The 18,060-nt window shown below is 71.3% G+C and carries 14 protein-coding genes and 1 pseudogene; 11 read left to right on the top strand and 4 right to left on the bottom strand.

Translation table 11 applies throughout. From position 1 onward, the window contains the following. Positions 1-14: 14 nt before the first annotated feature. From ACFY8U_RS27570 to ACFY8U_RS27550, 5 genes are all read left to right on the top strand, one after another. Entirely contained in the window at positions 15-782 is a 768-nt protein-coding gene (locus ACFY8U_RS27570; protein ID WP_389574847.1) for an NUDIX domain-containing protein, read from the top strand. Positions 783-913: 131 nt separating this feature from the next. Beyond that, entirely contained in the window at positions 914-2,707 is a 1,794-nt protein-coding gene (locus ACFY8U_RS27565) for an ATP-binding cassette domain-containing protein (protein WP_389574844.1), read from the top strand. A gap of 160 nt (positions 2,708-2,867) precedes the next feature. Next, entirely contained in the window at positions 2,868-3,755 is an 888-nt protein-coding gene (locus ACFY8U_RS27560) for a FadR/GntR family transcriptional regulator (protein WP_389574840.1), read from the top strand. A 373-nt stretch (positions 3,756-4,128) separates the two neighbouring features. Next, positions 4,129-5,676 (top strand): RNA polymerase sigma factor, encoded by a 1,548-nt coding sequence (locus tag ACFY8U_RS27555; RefSeq protein ID WP_389574837.1) that lies wholly within the window; start codon positions 4,129-4,131, stop codon positions 5,674-5,676. A 134-nt stretch (positions 5,677-5,810) separates the two neighbouring features. Next, positions 5,811-6,629, top strand: coding sequence for a S1 family serine peptidase (locus ACFY8U_RS27550; protein ID WP_389574834.1), 819 nt, complete (start codon positions 5,811-5,813; stop codon positions 6,627-6,629). Between the two features lie 99 nt (positions 6,630-6,728). Here ACFY8U_RS27550 and ACFY8U_RS27545 read toward each other — a convergent pair whose 3' ends face one another. After that, positions 6,729-6,959: a hypothetical protein gene (locus ACFY8U_RS27545; RefSeq protein ID WP_137992866.1), complete on the bottom strand. Its 231-nt coding sequence runs from the start codon at positions 6,957-6,959 to the stop codon at positions 6,729-6,731. Between the two features lie 432 nt (positions 6,960-7,391). On the opposite strand from ACFY8U_RS27545, the gene ACFY8U_RS27540 reads away from it, so the two are divergent. From ACFY8U_RS27540 to ACFY8U_RS27520, 5 genes and pseudogenes are all read left to right on the top strand, one after another. Next, positions 7,392-9,509: a type IIA DNA topoisomerase subunit B gene (locus tag ACFY8U_RS27540; RefSeq protein WP_389574831.1), complete on the top strand. Its 2,118-nt coding sequence runs from the start codon at positions 7,392-7,394 to the stop codon at positions 9,507-9,509. Positions 9,510-9,706: 197 nt separating this feature from the next. Further along, positions 9,707-10,395, top strand: a pseudogene (locus ACFY8U_RS27535) (sensor histidine kinase); the annotation flags it as partial. Then, positions 10,376-10,564, top strand: coding sequence for a LuxR C-terminal-related transcriptional regulator (locus ACFY8U_RS27530; RefSeq protein WP_389575041.1), 189 nt, complete (start codon positions 10,376-10,378; stop codon positions 10,562-10,564). The pseudogene ACFY8U_RS27535 and the gene ACFY8U_RS27530, both read left to right, overlap by 20 nt. A 98-nt stretch (positions 10,565-10,662) precedes the next feature. Further along, positions 10,663-11,178 (top strand): DUF485 domain-containing protein, encoded by a 516-nt coding sequence (locus ACFY8U_RS27525; protein WP_361767619.1) that lies wholly within the window; start codon positions 10,663-10,665, stop codon positions 11,176-11,178. Next, on the top strand, positions 11,175-12,773 hold the full coding sequence (locus tag ACFY8U_RS27520; protein ID WP_389574828.1) for a cation acetate symporter: 1,599 nt from the start codon (positions 11,175-11,177) through the stop codon (positions 12,771-12,773). The genes ACFY8U_RS27525 and ACFY8U_RS27520 overlap by 4 nt, the downstream gene beginning before the upstream one ends. Positions 12,774-12,815: 42 nt before the next feature. Here the strand turns inward: ACFY8U_RS27520 and ACFY8U_RS27515 are convergent, their stop codons facing one another. Both ACFY8U_RS27515 and ACFY8U_RS27510 read right to left on the bottom strand, forming a co-directional pair. Then, positions 12,816-13,499: a response regulator gene (locus ACFY8U_RS27515; protein WP_389574825.1), complete on the bottom strand. Its 684-nt coding sequence runs from the start codon at positions 13,497-13,499 to the stop codon at positions 12,816-12,818. Next, positions 13,496-15,328, bottom strand: a complete 1,833-nt coding sequence (locus ACFY8U_RS27510; protein WP_389574823.1) for an ATP-binding protein — start codon at positions 15,326-15,328, stop codon at positions 13,496-13,498. The genes ACFY8U_RS27515 and ACFY8U_RS27510 overlap by 4 nt, the downstream gene beginning before the upstream one ends. Before the next feature lie 180 nt (positions 15,329-15,508). On the opposite strand from ACFY8U_RS27510, the gene ACFY8U_RS27505 reads away from it, so the two are divergent. Then, a complete protein-coding gene (locus ACFY8U_RS27505) occupies positions 15,509-16,618 on the top strand; it encodes a CobW family GTP-binding protein (RefSeq protein ID WP_389574820.1) in 1,110 nt (369 codons plus the stop codon). Here the strand turns inward: ACFY8U_RS27505 and ACFY8U_RS27500 are convergent. After that, positions 16,594-18,039: an FAD-dependent oxidoreductase gene (locus ACFY8U_RS27500; protein ID WP_389574818.1), complete on the bottom strand. Its 1,446-nt coding sequence runs from the start codon at positions 18,037-18,039 to the stop codon at positions 16,594-16,596. The two genes, ACFY8U_RS27505 and ACFY8U_RS27500, sit on opposite strands and share 25 nt — an antisense overlap. Positions 18,040-18,060: the final 21 nt, after the last annotated feature.

Genomic DNA, 18,060 nt, shown 5'->3' with positions numbered 1-18,060 from the left:
ACTATGATCGCGGCATGCCTCCCTACGACCCGTCGGCCTTCCCGCCCTTCGCCGTCACCGTCGATCTGGTCGTGCTCACCGTGCGGCGCCACGCCCTGTGCGCCCTCGTGGTACGACGGGGGGAAACGCCGTTCCAGGGCAGGTGGGCGCTGCCCGGCGGATTCGTCCGGGCCGACGAGGACCTCGGCGCGGCCGCCGCACGTGAGCTGGTGGAGGAGACCGGGCTCTGCGTCCACGACCCGGGCACCCCGGCGCCCATGCCTGGCAACGGCGCGCACCTCGAGCAGCTGGCCACCTACGGCGACCCGCAGCGCGACCCCCGGATGCGGGTGGTCAGCGTCGCTCACCTGGCACTCGCCCCTGATCTGCCCGCCCCGCGCGCCGGTGGCGACGCGAACAGCGCCCGGTGGGCGCCGGTGGAGGAGATGCTCGGCAAGCCAGGGTCCGTGGAGCCGGACGAGCAGGCCGAGCCGCTGGCCTTCGACCATGCGCGGATCCTCGCCGACGGTGTCGAGCGGGCCCGATCGAAGATCGAGTACTCCTCGCTGGCAACGGCGTTCTGCCCGCCGGAGTTCACGGTCGGCGAGCTCCGCAGGGTGTACGAGGCGGTGTGGGGAGTGGCGCTCGACCCGCGCAACTTCCATAGGAAGGTGACCGGCACCCCAGGGTTCCTGGTGCCGGCCGGTGGGACCACGACCCGTCAGGGAGGGCGTCCCGCACAGCTGTTCCGCGCGGGCGGGGCGACGCTGCTCAACCCGCCGATGCTCCGACCTGAGGTCTGACCGCGTCGCTCCCCGGCGACCCCGGGCCTCAACCCGGGCCTCAACCCTGCACCGAAAGTCCGAAATGTAGCGATATCTTGCTTGGGTAGCCGCCCTGCCGCGAAGCGGTCTCACCTACCGCGAGAGAAGCGATGCTCCAGGCCATCGGACTCACCAGCAACCCCCGCCGTGACCTCCCGCCCGCCGTGGACGATCTCACCTTCGAGGCGCGGCCGGGCCAGGTCACCGCTCTTGTCGGCCCCGCCGGGTCCGGTAAGACCACGGCCCTGCGACTGATGCTCGACCTCGAGCCGGGCCGGGGCGTCACGTACTTCCGCGGCCGCCCTCTCCAGCGCATCGCGCACCCCGCCGGCGAGGTCGGGGTGCTGTTCGGCGACGTTCCCGGGCACCCCTCGCGGACGCTGCGCAGCCAGTTGCGGATGCTGTGCGCCGCGGCCGGGGTCCCGGCGTCCCGGGCCGACGACATGCTCGACCTCGTGGGGCTCACGGGCCTCCATGATCAGCGCATCGGCAGGCTGGCCCGTGGCATGGACCGCCGACTCGGCCTTGCCTCGGCCCTGTTGGGCGATCCGCACACGCTGCTGCTCGACGAGCCCGGCGCCGGGCTCTCCGCCCGTGAGAAGGCCTGGCTGCACCAACTCCTGCGCGCTCATGCCACCGACGGCGGCACCGTCCTCTACACCACCGCGGACCCCAAGGATGCCGCCCGCAACGCCGACCGGGTCGTCACGCTCGACAAGGGCCGGCTCGTCGCGGCGCAGGAGGCGGCCGACTTCGCCCGTACCCGCCTGCGGCCGCGCGTGGTCGTCCGGACACCCCACGCCGCGCGGCTCGCCGCCGCGGTGACCCAGGAGGCACGCGCAGCCCGTCGTGGCGTCGAAGTGATCGCCGAGCGGGGAAACCGGCTGTCCGTCTACGGCAGCGACTGCGCCGCGATCGGCGAGACCGCCTTCCGGCACGGCGTCCTCATCCATCAACTGGCCGACGAGGTGGGCGACACCGGCCTGCTCGGCTCGCGGAACCCCTCCGACCCCGCACCGGAGCCCGAAGGGCGTCGATCCGAAGCCTCACCTGAGCCCGAGGGGCGTCCTTCCGAAGCCTCACCTGAGCCGGCCTCTCCCGAGCCCAGGCAGTCGAAGGTCCGGCGGCCTGCCCGTTCGCCGCTGCGGCCGGTGCGGTACGAGATCCGCAGGCTGCTCGGAGTACCGGCGACTCCCCTGGTCGCGGCGGCCGTCCTCGTCGCCTCCGTGGTGATCTCTGTGCTCCTCGCGCGCAGTGGCCGGACACCTCTGCCCACGGTCCTCGCGGGCTGGCCCGCGCTCTCGCCACTGCCACCCGCCGCCCTGGGTGCCGGGCTGCTCGGCGCCTTCTCGTTCGGCGACGAATACCGCTACCCGGCACTCACCACAGGACGCGGCGTCGTGCCACGCAGGCTCGGGCTGCTGCTCGCCAAGCTCACGGTCGCGGCCGCCGTGGCCCTGGTCCTCGCCGTGCTCGTCGTGGTGGTCGACCTGGAGGCACTCCGCCTCGTCTACGGCGGCGAGTTGATTCCCGTACCCGAAAACTGGCCGACCCTCTGTGCGAGTTGGCTCGGTCTGATCGTCGGCTGCGCCTGGGCGGGGGTGCTCGGGGCAGGGGTCTTCCGGGTCGCCACGGCGGGAGTGGCCGCCGTGCTCTCGGTACCCGTCGTCGTGGCTCCGCTGCTGCGCCTGGTCACCTCGGCCCCTGCGGGCCGGTCGATCGCCGGACTCCCGGGCCGACTGCGGGAATTTGCCAGCATGCAGTGGCCGCTGGCCGCCGACCGTTGGATGCTGGGGGCGCTGCGGGTGGTGGCGCAGCCCGTGGGGGTGGCGCTGACGCTGGCGTTGACCGCCCTGCTCTGCGCGTATCTGATCACTGGCCTTCACCGTAGAGCGCGTTGGTGATCAGGCAGGGATCGAAACGCTTCGCTTCCCCGGCAACTCTCTTGAAAATGCCCACTTATGTCCGATTAATCGTCAATTGTGTAGCGGGTGCCGATCACCCTTTCGTGTGCTTTTCACCAAAGACCTCAAGGGCCACCGGGGCCACGCCGACAAAGGATGCGTGAGTACCCTTGCGCACACCATGATGACCGCCGCCCGCTCCGTCGACTCCGGCCTCGGCGCCCCGGGCGACCTCGATCGCTACCCGTACGCGGAGGCGCCCGCCGCCGAGCGCGTGGGCCCGCCCGCCTGGGAAGGGGTGGAGACGGACCTCGGCCGGGTCGGTCGTCGCAGCGCCGGCAGCCGCGGCCGAGGGCTGCACGGCCAGCTCGTCCAGCAGCTGGGCCAGATGATCGTCTCCGGCGACCTCGGCGCCGACCGCCCGCTCGTCCCGGAGGAGATCGGCCAGCGCTTCGAGGTCTCCCGCACCGTCGTGCGCGAGTCGCTGCGTGTGCTGGAGGCCAAGGGCCTGGTCAGTGCCCGCCCCAACGTCGGCACCCGGGTCAGGCCCGTCAGCGACTGGAACCTGCTCGATCCGGACATCATCGAGTGGCGGGCCTTCGGGCCCCAGCGCGACGACCAGCGCCGCGAGCTGAACGAGCTGCGCTGGACGATCGAGCCCCTCGCCGCCCGGCTCGCCGCGGGGCACGGCCGCGAGGACGTCCAGCAGCGACTCGCCGACATGGTCGAGATCATGGGCCACGCCTATGCCCAGGGCGACGGCATCACCTTCACCCGGGCCGACGCCGAGTTCCACTCCCTGCTGATCCAGCTCGCCGGCAACCGCATGCTGGAGCACCTCTCCGGCATCGTCGGCGCCGCCCTGCAGGTCTCCGGCGGCCCGGTCACCGGCTGTGACCGCCCCGGCGAGTCCTGCCTGACCCACCACGCGCGGATCGTCGACTGCCTCGCGGCCGGCGACGCCCAGGGCGCCGAAGCGGCCATGCGGCAGCTGCTCACGGTCCACCCGGAGGTGGAGCGGGTCGTGCCCGCTCCGCGCGAGCACTGAGGCCCGCCGTGGCAGGGTGGGCGGAGTTGTGCGCAGCGCGCGTCGCCGGACCCGCGCGGAACCCGGGGAACATCATGTGTCCCCGGGGCCGCGGGGGCTCCGGCGGCGCGAATAGGTCGAGAACGTCCGTTCTGACCGATTAGTCGCACATGGGGTGTGACTCGGGCCACGCGGATTGGGCGTAACACTCTTCGAAGTCGTGCGATGACCTAAGAGGTGACAGCCGAGGAAGGAATACAGCAGCCGTGTCAGGCGCTGTGCAGTTCCCCGGTCCAGCCCGCGCCGTCGGCACATTCCCCGTCGACGGTCGTCGGCTCCGGCCCGATCATGGGCGGGGCCGGAAGCCGTTTTCCATCGTTCCGAGAGGTTGTTCGTGTCGGCCAGCACATCCCGTACGCTCCCGCCGGAGATCGCCGAGTCCGAGTCTGTGATGGCGCTCATCGAGCGGGGAAAGGCTGATGGGCAGATCGCCGGCGATGACGTGCGTCGGGCCTTCGAGGCTGACCAGATTCCGCCAACCCAGTGGAAGAATGTTCTGCGCAGCCTCAACCAGATCCTCGAGGAAGAGGGTGTGACGCTGATGGTCAGTGCAGCGGAGTCGCCGAAGCGCGCCCGCAAGAGCGTCGCAGCGAAGAGCCCGGCCAAGCGCACCGCCACCAAGACCGTCACCGCCAAGACGACCGTGACGAAGACCGTCTCGGCCGCCGCGGCGGCTCCGGCGACAGAGAGCGCGGACCCGGCCGACGAGGCCGGAACCCCGGCCAAGAAGGCAGCCGCGAAGAAGACCGCGGCCAAGAAGACCGTGGCCAAGAAGACGGCCGCCAAGAAGACGGTGGCCAAGAAGACGGCCGCCAAGAAGGACTCCGACGAGGTCGTCGAGGGCGAGGAGCTCCTCGAGGACGTCGCGCCCGGCAAGGGCGAGGACGAGGAGGCCGAGGGCGAGAACAAGGGCTTCGTCCTGTCCGACGAGGACGAGGACGACGCTCCGGCGCAGCAGGTCGCCGTCGCCGGTGCCACCGCCGACCCGGTCAAGGACTACCTGAAGCAGATCGGCAAGGTCCCGCTGCTCAACGCCGAGCAGGAGGTCGAGCTCGCCAAGCGCATCGAGGCCGGTCTGTTCGCCGAGGACAAGCTGGCCAACTCCGACAAGCTGGCGCCCAAGCTCAAGCGTGAGCTGGAGATCATCGCCGAGGACGGCCGCCGCGCCAAGAACCACCTCCTGGAGGCCAACCTCCGCCTGGTGGTCTCGCTGGCCAAGCGCTACACCGGCCGCGGCATGCTCTTCCTGGACCTGATCCAGGAAGGCAACCTGGGTCTGATCCGCGCGGTCGAGAAGTTCGACTACACCAAGGGCTACAAGTTCTCCACGTACGCCACCTGGTGGATCCGTCAGGCGATCACCCGCGCCATGGCCGACCAGGCCCGCACCATCCGTATCCCGGTGCACATGGTCGAGGTCATCAACAAGCTGGCGCGCGTCCAGCGCCAGATGCTCCAGGATCTGGGCCGCGAGCCCACCCCGGAGGAGCTGGCCAAGGAACTCGACATGACCCCGGAGAAGGTCATCGAGGTCCAGAAGTACGGCCGTGAGCCGATCTCCCTCCACACCCCTCTGGGTGAGGACGGAGACAGCGAGTTCGGTGACCTCATCGAGGACTCCGAGGCGGTCGTCCCGGCCGACGCGGTCAGCTTCACGCTCCTCCAGGAGCAGCTGCACTCCGTCCTCGACACGCTCTCCGAGCGTGAGGCAGGCGTGGTCTCCATGCGCTTCGGCCTCACCGACGGCCAGCCGAAGACGCTGGACGAGATCGGCAAGGTCTACGGCGTGACGCGTGAGCGCATCCGCCAGATCGAGTCGAAGACCATGTCGAAGCTGCGCCACCCGTCTCGTTCGCAGGTGCTGCGCGACTACCTCGACTAGTCCGCGGTCGTACGAGCCGAGAAGGGCCCGGTTCCCCAGGAGGGAGCCGGGCCCTTCGGCATTGCGGGGGTGCACGGCGCGTGAGTCTGGACGACGCTGGGTGAACCGACATCATCGGAGAGTCAGGAGGCTCTATGCGTCGCCCCTTCGCCCGAGCAGTGACCGCTGCCCTGGGCCTGATCTCGGCGGCGGCCGGTCCGTTCGCCGCCGCCGCTCCCGCGGCCGCCGACAGTGTCGTGGTGGGCGGGCAGCCCGCGCGGATCGCCGACGCCCCCTGGGCCGTGGCGCTCTCGAGCCGTGACCGGTTCGGAGGTACGCGCGCGGGTCAGTTCTGCGGGGGAGCGGTGGTGGCACCGACCCGGGTGCTGACCGCCGCCCACTGCCTGGGCAGGGACGTCCTGGGCGGCGCGCCCGGGGATCTCGCCGACTTCAAGGTCATCGCGGGCCGGTCCGCGCTGAGAGGCACGGGCGGACAGGAGATCCGTGTCACCGACACCTGGATCAGTCCGGACTACGACCCGACGGCGAACGCCAACGATCTGGCCGTACTGACGCTGGCGAGCCCGCTGCCCCTGTCGTACGTGATCACGCCGGCCGTCCCCGGTGACGCGGCCGAGGCGCCGGGGACGGCCGCGGACGTGTACGGCTGGGGGGACACCACCGGCAACGGGACCTACGCCTCCGCGCTGCGCGCCGCGCGTGTCCAGGTGCTGCCCGACGCCGCGTGCGAGCGGGCGTATCCCGGCGGCTTCGGGTCCGCGTACCGCGCCGGCACGATGCTCTGCGCGGGCGATCCGCAGGGCGGCAAGGACGCCTGCCAGGGGGACAGCGGCGGGCCGCTGGTGGCAGGCGGGCGGCTCATCGGTCTGGTGTCCTGGGGCAGCGGCTGTGGGCAGGCCGAGAGCCCGGGGGTCTACACCCGCGTCTCCACCGTGCTGCCGGCGAACTTCTGAGCCGAGGGCGCGAGAACGGGCGGCCACCCTCCGTCACGCGGGGGTGGCCGCCCGTCGTCCGGTCAGCGACCGGCCATGGCTCGTCGTGGATGCGAGGCGTCAGCGGTCCTCGTCTACTGCCTTGGCCGGCACGTCGGTGAGCCGGTCCGTCTCATCCTGTATTTCCGCGGCGATCTTCTTGAGTTCCGGCTCGAACTTGCGCCCGTGGTGGGCACAGAAGAGCAAGTCACCGCCGCTGGTCAGGACGACGCGCAGGTACGCCTGGGCGCCGCAGCGGTCGCAGCGGTCAGCGGCCGTCAGGGGGCTCGCGGGGGTCAGAACAGTAGTCACGTCGCCTCTTCTCTAGCTCGACGAGCTGTCGTACCAGGGTCAACATCCAACCAGGCCGAAAACGTTCCCGCTCGTGGCTTTTCCTCGAAACTTCTTCCCGAGGTGGCTGCTGCTGCCGGTTGGCGGCGAATGAGCCGTATTGCGTCGCTCTACGGATTTCGCATTGCTTGTCTCGGTTTCGTCCTCCCGGCTGGGTTGCCGGTTGTTCATGAGGACGTGCCCGGAGCCTAAATGGTTCATGCGCGGAAGGGAACGTGATGTTCACGTCACCCCTTCGAGGGATCGAACACCCATGCGACTCTGCACTAGCATGAGAAATCAGGAGGGTGGCGTGACAACCGCTCTACCAGGCATCGGTACCCTCTGACCGGTGACCGACGCCGGGCCTTACCCCACGGGGCCAGTTTTCAAATTCAGCGAGGAGCGAACCGCGTGACCGCCGAGACGTCCGTGCCGTCCAGTGCGCTGCTGACCGCAGACCGTGACGGTTCCAACTACACCGCGCGGCACCTGCTCGTACTCGAAGGGCTCGAAGCGGTCCGCAAGCGCCCCGGTATGTACATCGGGTCCACAGACAGCCGCGGCCTGATGCACTGCCTCTGGGAGATCATCGACAACTCGGTCGACGAGGCTCTCGGCGGCTACTGCGACCACATCGACGTGATCCTCCACGAGGACGGCTCCGTCGAGGTGCGCGACAACGGCCGGGGCATCCCGGTCGACGTCGAGCCCAAGACCGGGCTGTCCGGCGTCGAGGTCGTCATGACCAAGCTGCACGCCGGCGGAAAGTTCGGCGGCGGCTCGTACGCGGCCTCCGGCGGTCTGCACGGCGTGGGCGCCTCCGTGGTGAACGCCCTGTCGGCCAGGCTCGACGTCGAGGTCGACCGGAACAGCTCCACGCACTCGATCAGCTTCCGCCGCGGTGTCCCCGGCATCTTCACCGAGCAGGGCCCCGACAGCCCCTTCGACCCGGGCAACGGGCTGCTGAAGGGCAAGCGCGTCCCCAAGACCCGCACCGGCACCCGCGTGCGGTACTGGGCGGACCGCCAGATCTTCCTCAAGGACGCCAAGCTCTCCCTGGACCACCTCCACCAGCGCGCCCGCCAGACCGCCTTCCTGGTGCCCGGCCTGACCATCGTGGTCAGGGACGAGCGAGACCTGGAGGGCGTGGGCAAGAGCGAGGAGACGTTCCGCTTCGACGGCGGCATCAGCGAGTTCTGCGAGTTCCTCGCCCAGGACAAGGCCGTCTGCGACGTGCTGCGGCTGACCGGCCAGGGCACCTTCAAGGAGACCGTCCCGGTCCTCGACGACCGCGGGCACATGACGCCCACCGAGGTCACCCGTGAGCTGGGCGTCGACGTGGCCCTGCGCTGGGGCACCGGCTACGACACCACGGTCAAGTCGTTCGTCAACATCATCGCCACCCCCAAGGGCGGCACCCATGTCTCCGGCTTCGAGCAGGCCATCACCAAGACGGTCAACGAGGTCCTGCGCTCCGCCAAGATGCTCCGCGTCGCCGAGGACGACATCGTCAAGGACGACGCCCTCGAAGGCCTCACGGCCGTCGTGACGGTCCGGCTCGCCGAGCCGCAGTTCGAAGGGCAGACCAAGGAGGTGCTCGGCACCTCGGCCGCCCGCCGGATCGTCGCCACCGTGATCGCCCGGGAGCTCAAGGCCTTCCTGACGTCCACCAAGCGCGACGCCAAGGCCCAGGCCCGTGCCGTCCTGGAGAAGGCCGTGGCCGCCGCCAGGACGCGTATCGCGGCCCGCCAGCACAAGGAGGCGCAGCGCAGGAAGACCGCGCTGGAGTCGTCCTCGCTGCCTGCCAAGCTCGCCGACTGCCGCAGCGACGACGTCGAGCGCAGCGAGCTCTTCATCGTCGAGGGAGACTCCGCGCTCGGTACCGCCAAGCTCGCCCGCAACAGCGAGTTCCAGGCGCTCCTGCCGATCCGCGGAAAGATCCTCAACGTCCAGAAGTCCTCCGTCTCGGACATGCTCAAGAACGCCGAGTGCGGAGCGATCATCCAGGTCATAGGAGCCGGCTCGGGCCGTACCTTCGACATCGACGCGGCCCGCTACGGCAAGATCGTGCTCCTCGTCGACGCCGACGTCGACGGCGCGCACATCCGCTGCCTGCTGCTGACCCTCTTCCAGCGCTACATGCGCCCGATGGTCGAGGCCGGCCGGGTCTTCGCCGCCGTGCCGCCCCTGCACCGCATCGAGCTCGTCCAGCCCAAGAAGGGCCAGGACAAGTACGTCTACACGTACTCGGACAACGAGCTGCGGCAGACCCTGTTCGAGTACCAGCGCAAGAACATCCGCTACAAGGACGCCATCCAGCGCTACAAGGGCCTCGGCGAGATGGACGCCGACCAGCTGGCGGAGACCACGATGGACCCGCGCCACCGGACCCTGCGCCGTATCAACATCGGCGACCTGGACTCGGCCGAGCAGGTCTTCGACCTGCTCATGGGCAACGATGTGGCGCCCCGCAAGGAGTTCATCACCAGCTCCGCGGCCACGCTCGACCGCTCGCGCATCGACGCCTAGCCGACCGACGCCTCAGGCGTGACGCCCGGCCGCCCGTCGGGGTGATCCCTGGCCGACCGTCCACCCCTGAGACGATCACAGCCGCGCTGCCTCTCCGTAGCGTCGCGGTGACGGAGGGACTCATCTTTCCGAGGGCTTCGTGGACACGGATGACACCGGGGTTCTGGCGGCCGGAGTCACCACCGCCGCCCGTGCTGCTCACCGGATGCTCGCTGCGTCTGGACGCCGAAGCCCGCAGCCGGGTTCCGGCCGCTGGCGCAGGAGCGCGCGGTACGCGACGCCGAGGCGGCCTCGGCGGCCCTACGTCCTGGCGCACAGCCTCTCCGCGCAGATGGTCCACCTGGAGGCGGCCAGGCTGCAGATCGAGGCCGGCGCCGGACGGGAGACGATCCTGGAGCGGGTGGTGGCCGCCCACTCCATGGCCGGGAGGGGCTCGCCGAGACCCGGCAGGCGCTCTCCGCGCTCCGGGGCGACATGGTGCCCGTCGAGGACTGTCTGCGGGAGCCGGCGCGCGAGGACCGGGCCGAGGTCCAGGGGGCCGGCGCCCGCAGACGCCTTCCAGCGGAAGCCTCCCAGGCCGTACGGAGAGTGGCGCAGGAAGCCCTCACCAAGGTCCGTAAACACGCACCCGGAGCCAGGGCACGGTTGCTGTCGCCTATGGGACGGCGGAAGTCGCCTTGGAGATACGCGACTCGGGGGCGCCAGTCGCCCCTGACACGGGGCAGCCGGCACGGACGGTGTGCCCGGCCGGGCCGCGGCGGCGGGGCTAAACGCCTCCGGATCGGGCTACGGGCTGCTCGGCATGCGGGACCGCGCCGAACTCCTCGGCGGAACCATGCACGCGGGCCCCGAGGGCGACGGCTTCGCTGTGCGGCTGTGGGTGCCGGCACCTTTTCGACCAGGAGATCGGCGTCCGGCTGAGCATCTCCACCGCCACCGTGAAGACCCACATCAGCAATCTCTGCGCCAAGGCGGGGGTGTGCCAGCGGGCGCAGGGCGTCCGGTACGCATATCAGCACGGGCTCGTCGCGCCACCTGGGAGAACCATCACCTGATGGGGTGAAGTGAGGAGGGAGAAGAGTCCGGGATCTTCCCGCTCTGTCCATCCTTGGGCACGCGGCCGAAACGGTTCGCTGACAAGGAGAGTTCACCGGTGGAGAAGGACGAAGAGCCGGGCGCCCCCGCGGTGCGGATCGACGACCCCTGGTACGACGCACTCGCCTCCGGCTGGGGCGAGTCGGCCGACATGGAGACGCCCTCCGCCGAGGCCGACCACGGTGCGGCGGCGACCGGGGCCGTACCGCGACAGCAGCCGGGCGGCCAGGGGGCTGCCGACATCTACCTGGAGGTCCAGCGCAGCGCCGCCTTCCAGGAAGTACGCAGCCGCTACCGGCGGTTCGTGATCCCGGCCGTCCTCGCCTTCCTCGTCTGGTACCTCGCCTATGTGGTGGCGGCGACGGCGGCACCCGCGCTGATGGCCCGGCCCGTCTTCGGGATGGTGAACGTGGCGATGCTCGCCGGGCTCGGCCAGTTCCTCTCCACCTTCCTGCTGACCTGGGCCTACGCCCGCAACGCGCGGCTGCGGCGGGACCGCGCCGCCCTGGAGCTGCGCTGGACGGTGTTCGACGAGACACGGGCGCAGGAGATCACGCGGGGAGGCCGACCGTGACCGACGACCATCAGACACTCGCGCTGCTGCTGTTCAGCGCGTTCATCGTGGTGACGCTCGGGATCACCACCTGGGTGAGCCGTAACCGGCACGGTTCGGCGGAGGAGTTCTATGCCGGAGGAAGGCTCTTCTCCCCGCTGGAGAACGGTTTCGCCATCGCCGGCGACTACATGTCCGCCGCCTCCTTCCTCGGCATCTCCGGACTGATCGCCCTCTTCGGCTACGACGGCATGCTGTACTCCGTCGGCTTCCTCGTCGCCTGGCTGGTCGTGCTCCTCCTGGTCGCCGAACTGGTCCGCAACTGCGGCCGGTTCACCCTCGCCGACGTGGTGGCGGCCCGGATGGCCGAGCGCCCCGTCCGGATCGCCGCGGGAACCTCCTCCGTCACGGTCTCCGTGCTCTATCTGGTGGCCCAGATGGTCGGGGCCGGCAGCCTGGTCGCCCTGCTCCTCGGGGGCACCAGTGAAGCCGCCCGCTCATGGACCGTGGTCGGTGTCGGCGCCCTGATGGTGATCTATGTGTCGATCGGCGGAATGCGGGCGACCACCTGGATCCAGATCGTCAAGGCCGTGCTGCTGATGGCCGGCACGATCACCCTCACCGTGCTCGTCCTGCTCCGCTTCCACGGGGACTTCAACCACCTGCTCGCCACGGCGGCGGAACGCAGCGGACACGGACGGGACTTCCTCGCCCCTGGCCTGCGCTACGGCGGGGAGTGGACCTCACGGCTCGACTTCATCAGCCTCGGCGTCGCGCTCGTCCTCGGCACCGCCGGACTGCCGCACATCCTGTCCCGCTTCTACACCGTGCCGACCGCACGGGCGGCCCGCCGTTCCGTCGTCTGGGCGATCGGGCTCATCGGCGGCTTCTACCTGATGACGATCGTCCTCGGCTTCGGCGCCGCCGCGATCATCGGCCCCGACGCCGTGCGCGCCTCCAACGCGGCCGGGAACACCGCCGTACCGCTGCTCGCGCTCGATCTCGGCGGGGGAGCGGGCTCCACCGGAGGCACGGTGCTCTTCGCGATCGTCGCCGCCGTCGCCTTCGCGACCATCCTGGCGGTCGTCGCCGGCATCACCCTCGCCTCCTCGGCCTCCGTCGCCCACGACCTGTACGCCTCACTGCGCCGCAGGGGCACGCGCGCGAAGCCGTACAGCGAGGTGACCGTGGCGCGCATCGCCGCGGCCGGGATCGGCGCCGCCGCGATCGGACTCGGCCTGCTCGCCCGCGACCTCAACGTGGCGTTCCTGGTCGGTCTCGCCTTCGCGGTCGCCGCCTCCGCCAACCTGCCCGTACTGCTGTACTCGCTGTTCTGGCGGAACTTCACCACGCGCGGCGCCGTGTGGTCGGTGTACGGGGGCCTTGTCCCGGCGGTGCTGCTCGTCGTGTTCTCGCCGGTCGTCTCCGGCAGCCCCGACGCGCTGTTCCCGGGGGTCGACTTCCATGTCTTCCCGCTCCAGAACCCGGGTGTGGTCTCCATCCCGCTCGGCTTCCTGGCCGGCTGGGTCGGGACCGTCACCTCATCCGAGCCGCCCGACGCGGCCAAGCACGCGGAGACGGAGGTCAGGGCGCTGACCGGCGCCGGAGCGGTGTGAGCGAGCCGGACGCACGCGCCGGGGTTCGGCCGGTGCGGGGGGTCAGCCCGTGGACTTCGCCCAGACGTAGCGGTGTTCGGGGCGGCCCGTCTCGCCGTACTTCAGCGACAGCCGTACGCGGCCGGTCCGTTCGAGCAGCTTGAGGTAGCGCTGAGCGGTCTGCCGGCTGACTCCCGACCGCTCGGCGATCTCCTGTGCGGACAGGGCTTTGTCGGCGGCGAGGAGTACCTGCCGCACCAGCTCCGCCGTGGTGGGGGAGTGGCCCTTGGGGAGGTCGGGCTCCACCGCGCTCGCGGAGAGCGCCCCGAAGATGCGGTCGACCTCGGCCTGTTCCGCTTCGCCGCCGCCTTCCAGGGTGTGGCGCAGCGCGGCATACGCCTCCAGCTTGCCGCGGAGCCCGGCGAAGGCGAAGGGCTTGACCAGGTACTGCAGCGCTCCGTGGCGCATCGCCGCCTGCACGGTCGCCACGTCGCGCGCCGCGGTCACCATGATCACATCGGTCTGGTGGCCCAGCCGGCGCAGCTCCCGTACGACCGCGAGTCCGTTCTCGTCCGGCAGATAGTGGTCGAGCAGGATCAGGTCGACGGGGACCTCGGCGAGCCGGGCGAGCGCCTCGGCCGACGAGTGGGCGGTGGCGACGACCTGGAAGCCGGGCACCTTCGTCACATAGGCCGCGTTGATCTGCGCGACGCGGCGGTCGTCGTCGACGACCAGGACGTCGATCACCGCGGCCCCCCGAACGCGGACGGCCCGAGCGCGGAGGCCCCGGCAGACGACGTGCCGGTGGCCGAGCTGGCGGTCGTCGAGGTGCCGGGCGCGGACGTGCCGGTGGCCGACGTGCCGGGCGGAGCGGTTGTGCCGGGCGCGGACGGCCCGGTGTCCGGTCGCTCGTCCAGTTCCGCCGACGGCTCCGGCTCCGGCTGCGGCTCCGGTTCGTTCAGCGCTTCGGGGAGGACGACGGTGAACTCGGCGCCCCCGTCCGGCCCCGTGTCGACCCGGGCGCTGCCGCCCTGACGCTCGGCGAGCCGGCGTACCAGTGCAAGCCCCAGGCCCCGCTTGCCGTGGGAGGGCAGTTCCTTGGTCGTCCACCCCTCGGTGAAGATGAGATCGCGCCGGTCGTCCGGGACGCCGGGCCCGCTGTCGGTGACCCGCAGGACGGCGGTACGGCCCTCGGCCCGCAGAGCGATCTCGACGCGCGCCTCGACGGTGCCCGCGGCGGCGTCCAGGGCGTTGTCGACGAGGTTGCCGACGACCGTGACCAGCTCGCGCGGGTCGACCAGCCGGTCGGGGAGCAGCGAGTCGGCCGAGATCCGCAGCGACACGCCCCGCTCGGCGGCGACCGTGGCCTTGCCGACCAGGAGAGCGGCGAGCAGCGGGTCGTGGATCTTCTCGGTCACCTGCTCGGCGGTGGCGCGGTGGACGCCCACGACCTCGGTCACGAACTCCACCGCCTCGTCGTGCATCTCCAGCTCCAGCAGGCCCAGGAGGGTGTGCAGCCGGTTGGCGTGCTCATGGTCCTGGGCGCGGAGGGCGTCGATCAGCCCGCGGGTGGAGTCGAGCTCGCGGCCGAGCCGCTCCAGTTCGGTCCGGTCGCGCAGCGTGGCGACGGCGCCGCCGTCGTCCGTCGGCATCCGGTTGGCGATCAGTACCCGGTGGCCCCGGACGGTCACCAGGTCCTCGCCCGTGACTCGGCCGGCCAGCACGTCGGCCGTACGACCGGAGCCGAGCGCCTCCTCCAGCGGGCTCCCGGTGGCCTCCGGTCCGATACCGAGAAGCCGCTGGGCCTCGTCGTTCATGAGACGGATGCGGCCGGCGCGGTCGAGGGCGACGACACCCTCGCGGATGCCGTGGAGCATGGCCTCGCGTTCGGCGAGCAGTGCGGAGATGTCCGAGAACGCCAGGTCGTGGGTCTGCCGCTGCAGCCTGCGGGAGATCAGATACGCGGCGAGGGCGCCGGCCGCCAGGGCCCCGCCGGCGTACGCGAGCAGTCCGGGGATCGCCCCGAGGAGCCGGTCGTGGACGCTGTCGTACTCGATGCCGACGGACACCGCGCCGACGATGGTCCCGTCCACGTCGCGCAGCGGGGCCTTCCCCCGCGCCGAGCGGCCCAGGGTGCCGTTGTCGATCTCCATGACCTCCTGCCCGGAGAGGGCGGCGCTGGGGTCCGTGGAGACGATCCTGCCGATCTGCGCGGGGTCGGTGTGGGACCAGCGCACGCCTCGGGTGTCCATGACGACGACGTACTCGGCGCCGGTGGACTGCCGGATCCGCTCGGCCTCGACCTGTACCGGACCACCGGCGGAGGGCTCGGAGTCACGCAGCGCGGCGGCGACCTCGGGGGAGGCGGTGGTCTCGGCGATGGCGAGGGCGCGCCGCATGGCCTGGTCGTCGAGCTGGTCGCTGAGCGGTGCGAGGAAGAGGCCGGTGGCCAGCACCGTGACGCCGGTGGCGACGGCCAGCTGCATGAGGAGGACCTGCGCGAAGACCCGCCGCGGCCAGCCGAACCGCCGACGGCGCGGAGTGGGTCGCGCGGGGGCGGTCGGTGCGGGGCTCATGGCAGGAACGGTACGGGGAGGGGGGCGGGGACCGGAAACGACCACCCGCCGCGACCAGGAGGGCAGAGGTGCGGGCCGCCCTGCGGGTGGCGGCGCACCGTCGGTGGCTGCGGGTGGCCCTGGGCCGCGCGGCTGGTGTCTATTCTGGGGGCTTTGTGGTTCGTGGTCGGAGGGGTTTTCGTGGTCAGGCAGCAGATTCCCGTCATCGTCCTCTCCGGGTTCCTCGGCTCGGGGAAGACCACGCTGCTCAACCATCTGCTGCGCAGTGCCCGGGGCACCCGGATCGGGGTCATGGTCAACGACTTCGGGGACATCGGGATCGACGCGATGACCGTCGCCGGGCAGGTCGGCTCCACGGTCTCGCTCGGCAACGGGTGCCTGTGCTGCGCCGTCGACGCGAGCGAGCTGGACGAGTATCTGGAGGTCCTCACCCGGCCCGAGATGCGGCTCGATGTGATCGTCATCGAGGCCAGCGGTCTCGCCGAGCCGCAGGAACTCGTCCGGATGGTGCTCGCCAGCGACAACGAGCGGATCGTGTACGGCGGGCTCGTGCAGGTCGTCGACGCCGCCGAGTTCTCCGGGACCCGGGAGCGGCATCCGGAGACCGACCGTCATCTCGCCCTCGCCGATCTGGTCGTGGTGAACAAGGCGGACCGGGTAGCGCGGGAGGAGCTCGACGCCGTGCACGAGACGGTCGCCGCGCTGGCCGGACGGGCCGCGGTGATCCGCGCCTCGTACGGGCGCGTCGACCCCGAGGTCCTCTTCGACCGGGTGGTGCCCGAGGACGAGATCGAGGGGCAGATGTCCATCGAGGACCTGCTCTACGGGGACCCCGAGGCCGAGCATCCGCACGCCCACTACGAGTCCCTCTCGTTCTCCACCGGCACCGCCCTGCACCCGCGGCGCCTGATGACCTTCCTCGACTCCCGCCCGCAGGGGCTCTACCGCATCAAGGGCTTCGTCGATCTCGGCGCGGCGGACCCGGACAACCGGTATGTCGTCCACGCGGTCGGCCGCTTCCTGCGGTTCTTTCCCGAGCCCTGGCCCGTCGGCGAGGAGAGGCTCACCCAGCTGGTGCTCATCGGCTCCGGCATCGACGCGCCGGCTCTGCGCAAGGGGCTGGCGGAGTGCGAGCTGAACGGCCCGCAGGACATCCCTGACGAGCACAGCATGTGGGGCGTCCTGCGCTACGTACCCCAGCCGGAGCCGGAGCCGGAGCCGGAGCCGGACCCGGACCCGGAGCCGGACGCGGGGTGGTCGGCCGGTCAGGCGCCGACGGCGGCGAGGTAGTCCGCGAGGCCGTCCGCGCTCTCGCCCGCCCATCCCACGTAGCCGTCGGGCCGGATCAGGAAGAGGCCCGTGCCGTAGGGCTCGTACGCGGCCACGCGGGCCGTGCGCACCGATCCCGTCCGGAGGGCCGGGGGCTCCGTGCCGACGGCAAGGAGCGTGAAGTGCGGTCCGCGGAAGACGTCGAAGAGGTGCTCATCCCCGTACGGGCCGTCCGGGGCGCGGTCGCCCGCGCGCAGCGCGCCCTCGGCGAGCCCGCTCCGGGTCTCGACGGCGACGGGCGAGTCCCGGTACCCCAGGCCGAGCTGCTGGACCTCCTCGCCGCGCTGGGTGTTCTCGCCCTCGGCGGAGGCCCGGTGGATACGGCTGCTGATGCCGAGGACGGCGGCGGCGACGGGCAGCCGCTCGGCCTCGTAGGAGTCGAGCAGCGCGGCCGGGGCGCCGTGGCGCAGCACCTGACCGAGCTTCCAGCCGAGGTTGTACGCGTCCTGGACGCTGGTGTTGAGGCCCTGACCGCCCGCGGGGGAGTGCACGTGCGCCGCGTCGCCCGCCAGGAAGACCCGGCCGTCGCGGAACCGGTCCGCCATCGCCGCGCGGGCCCGGAAGTCGGAGGCCCACAGCACCTCGACGACGTCCGCCGCGGCGAGCGGTGTGCGCTCGGCGACGAGTCCGCGCACCGCCTCGGCCGAGGTGTCGACGGCGGCGGCCTCGTCCTCGAAGGCGACGATCAGCTGGAAGTGGTCGGCTCCGGGCAGCGGGCACAGCGCCACGCCGCCTCCGGGCGCCTTCGGCCAGATGTGCCAGTTTGCCCGGTCGACGAGCGCCTCGGGGGAGAGGCGGACGTCACCGACGAGCATCGGCCGCGGGTCGACGGTCTCGCCCGTCATGCCGATACCGAGCGCCTTGCGGACGGTTGAGCGTCCGCCGTCGGCCGCCACGAGATAGGACGCCCGTACCGTCCCGCCGGTGGAGAGCTCCGCCTCGACCCCGTCCGCGGACTGGCGGAACCCCGTGAGGGCCGTGCCGAACCGGACGCCGCCCCCGAGCTCCACCAGCCGCTCGTACAGCAGCTCCTGGGTGCGGGACTGCGGGATGAGCAGCACGTTCGCGTACGGGACCTGCTCGGTCGGCTCGGACCGCTTCATCATGTCCCACTCGTGCTGACGCTCCGCGCCCTCCCAGGCCAGCATCCGCGGGTAGAGGGAGGCCGCGTCCAGGATCCCGGGCAGTACGCCGAGGTCGTCGAGGACCTCCTGGCTGCGCGGCTGGATGCCCTTGCCGCGCGAGCCGGGGAAGAGCCGGTCGGCCTTCTCGACCAGCAGCGTGCGTACGCCCCGGCGGGCGAGGTCGATGGCGAGCACCAGTCCGGTGGGGCCCGCTCCGACGACGACGACGTCCGTCTCCGCGCTCGTGCCGCTGGTCATGCCACTGCCTCCCACGTCCTT

Origin of the sequence: Streptomyces sp. NPDC012508 (assembly GCF_042902595.1) — a bacterium.
Taxonomy (GTDB): Bacteria; Actinomycetota; Actinomycetes; order Streptomycetales; family Streptomycetaceae; genus Streptomyces.
The sequence above is the reverse complement of the archived record's forward strand: the minus strand, read 5'-3'. Positions and strand labels throughout refer to the sequence as shown.

Bases quoted from the DNA above. Each gene is read 5' to 3' on its own strand.
- ACFY8U_RS27550 (WP_389574834.1), top strand. From the start codon at position 5,811: ATGCGTCGCCCCTTCGCCCGAGCAGTGACCGCTGCCCTGGGCCTGATC.
- ACFY8U_RS27510 (WP_389574823.1), bottom strand. From the start codon at position 15,328: ATGAGCCCCGCACCGACCGCCCCCGCGCGACCCACTCCGCGCCGTCGG.
- ACFY8U_RS27570 (WP_389574847.1), top strand. From the start codon at position 15: ATGCCTCCCTACGACCCGTCGGCCTTCCCGCCCTTCGCCGTCACCGTC.
- ACFY8U_RS27500 (WP_389574818.1), bottom strand. From the start codon at position 18,039: ATGACCAGCGGCACGAGCGCGGAGACGGACGTCGTCGTCGTCGGAGCG.
- ACFY8U_RS27565 (WP_389574844.1), top strand. From the start codon at position 914: ATGCTCCAGGCCATCGGACTCACCAGCAACCCCCGCCGTGACCTCCCG.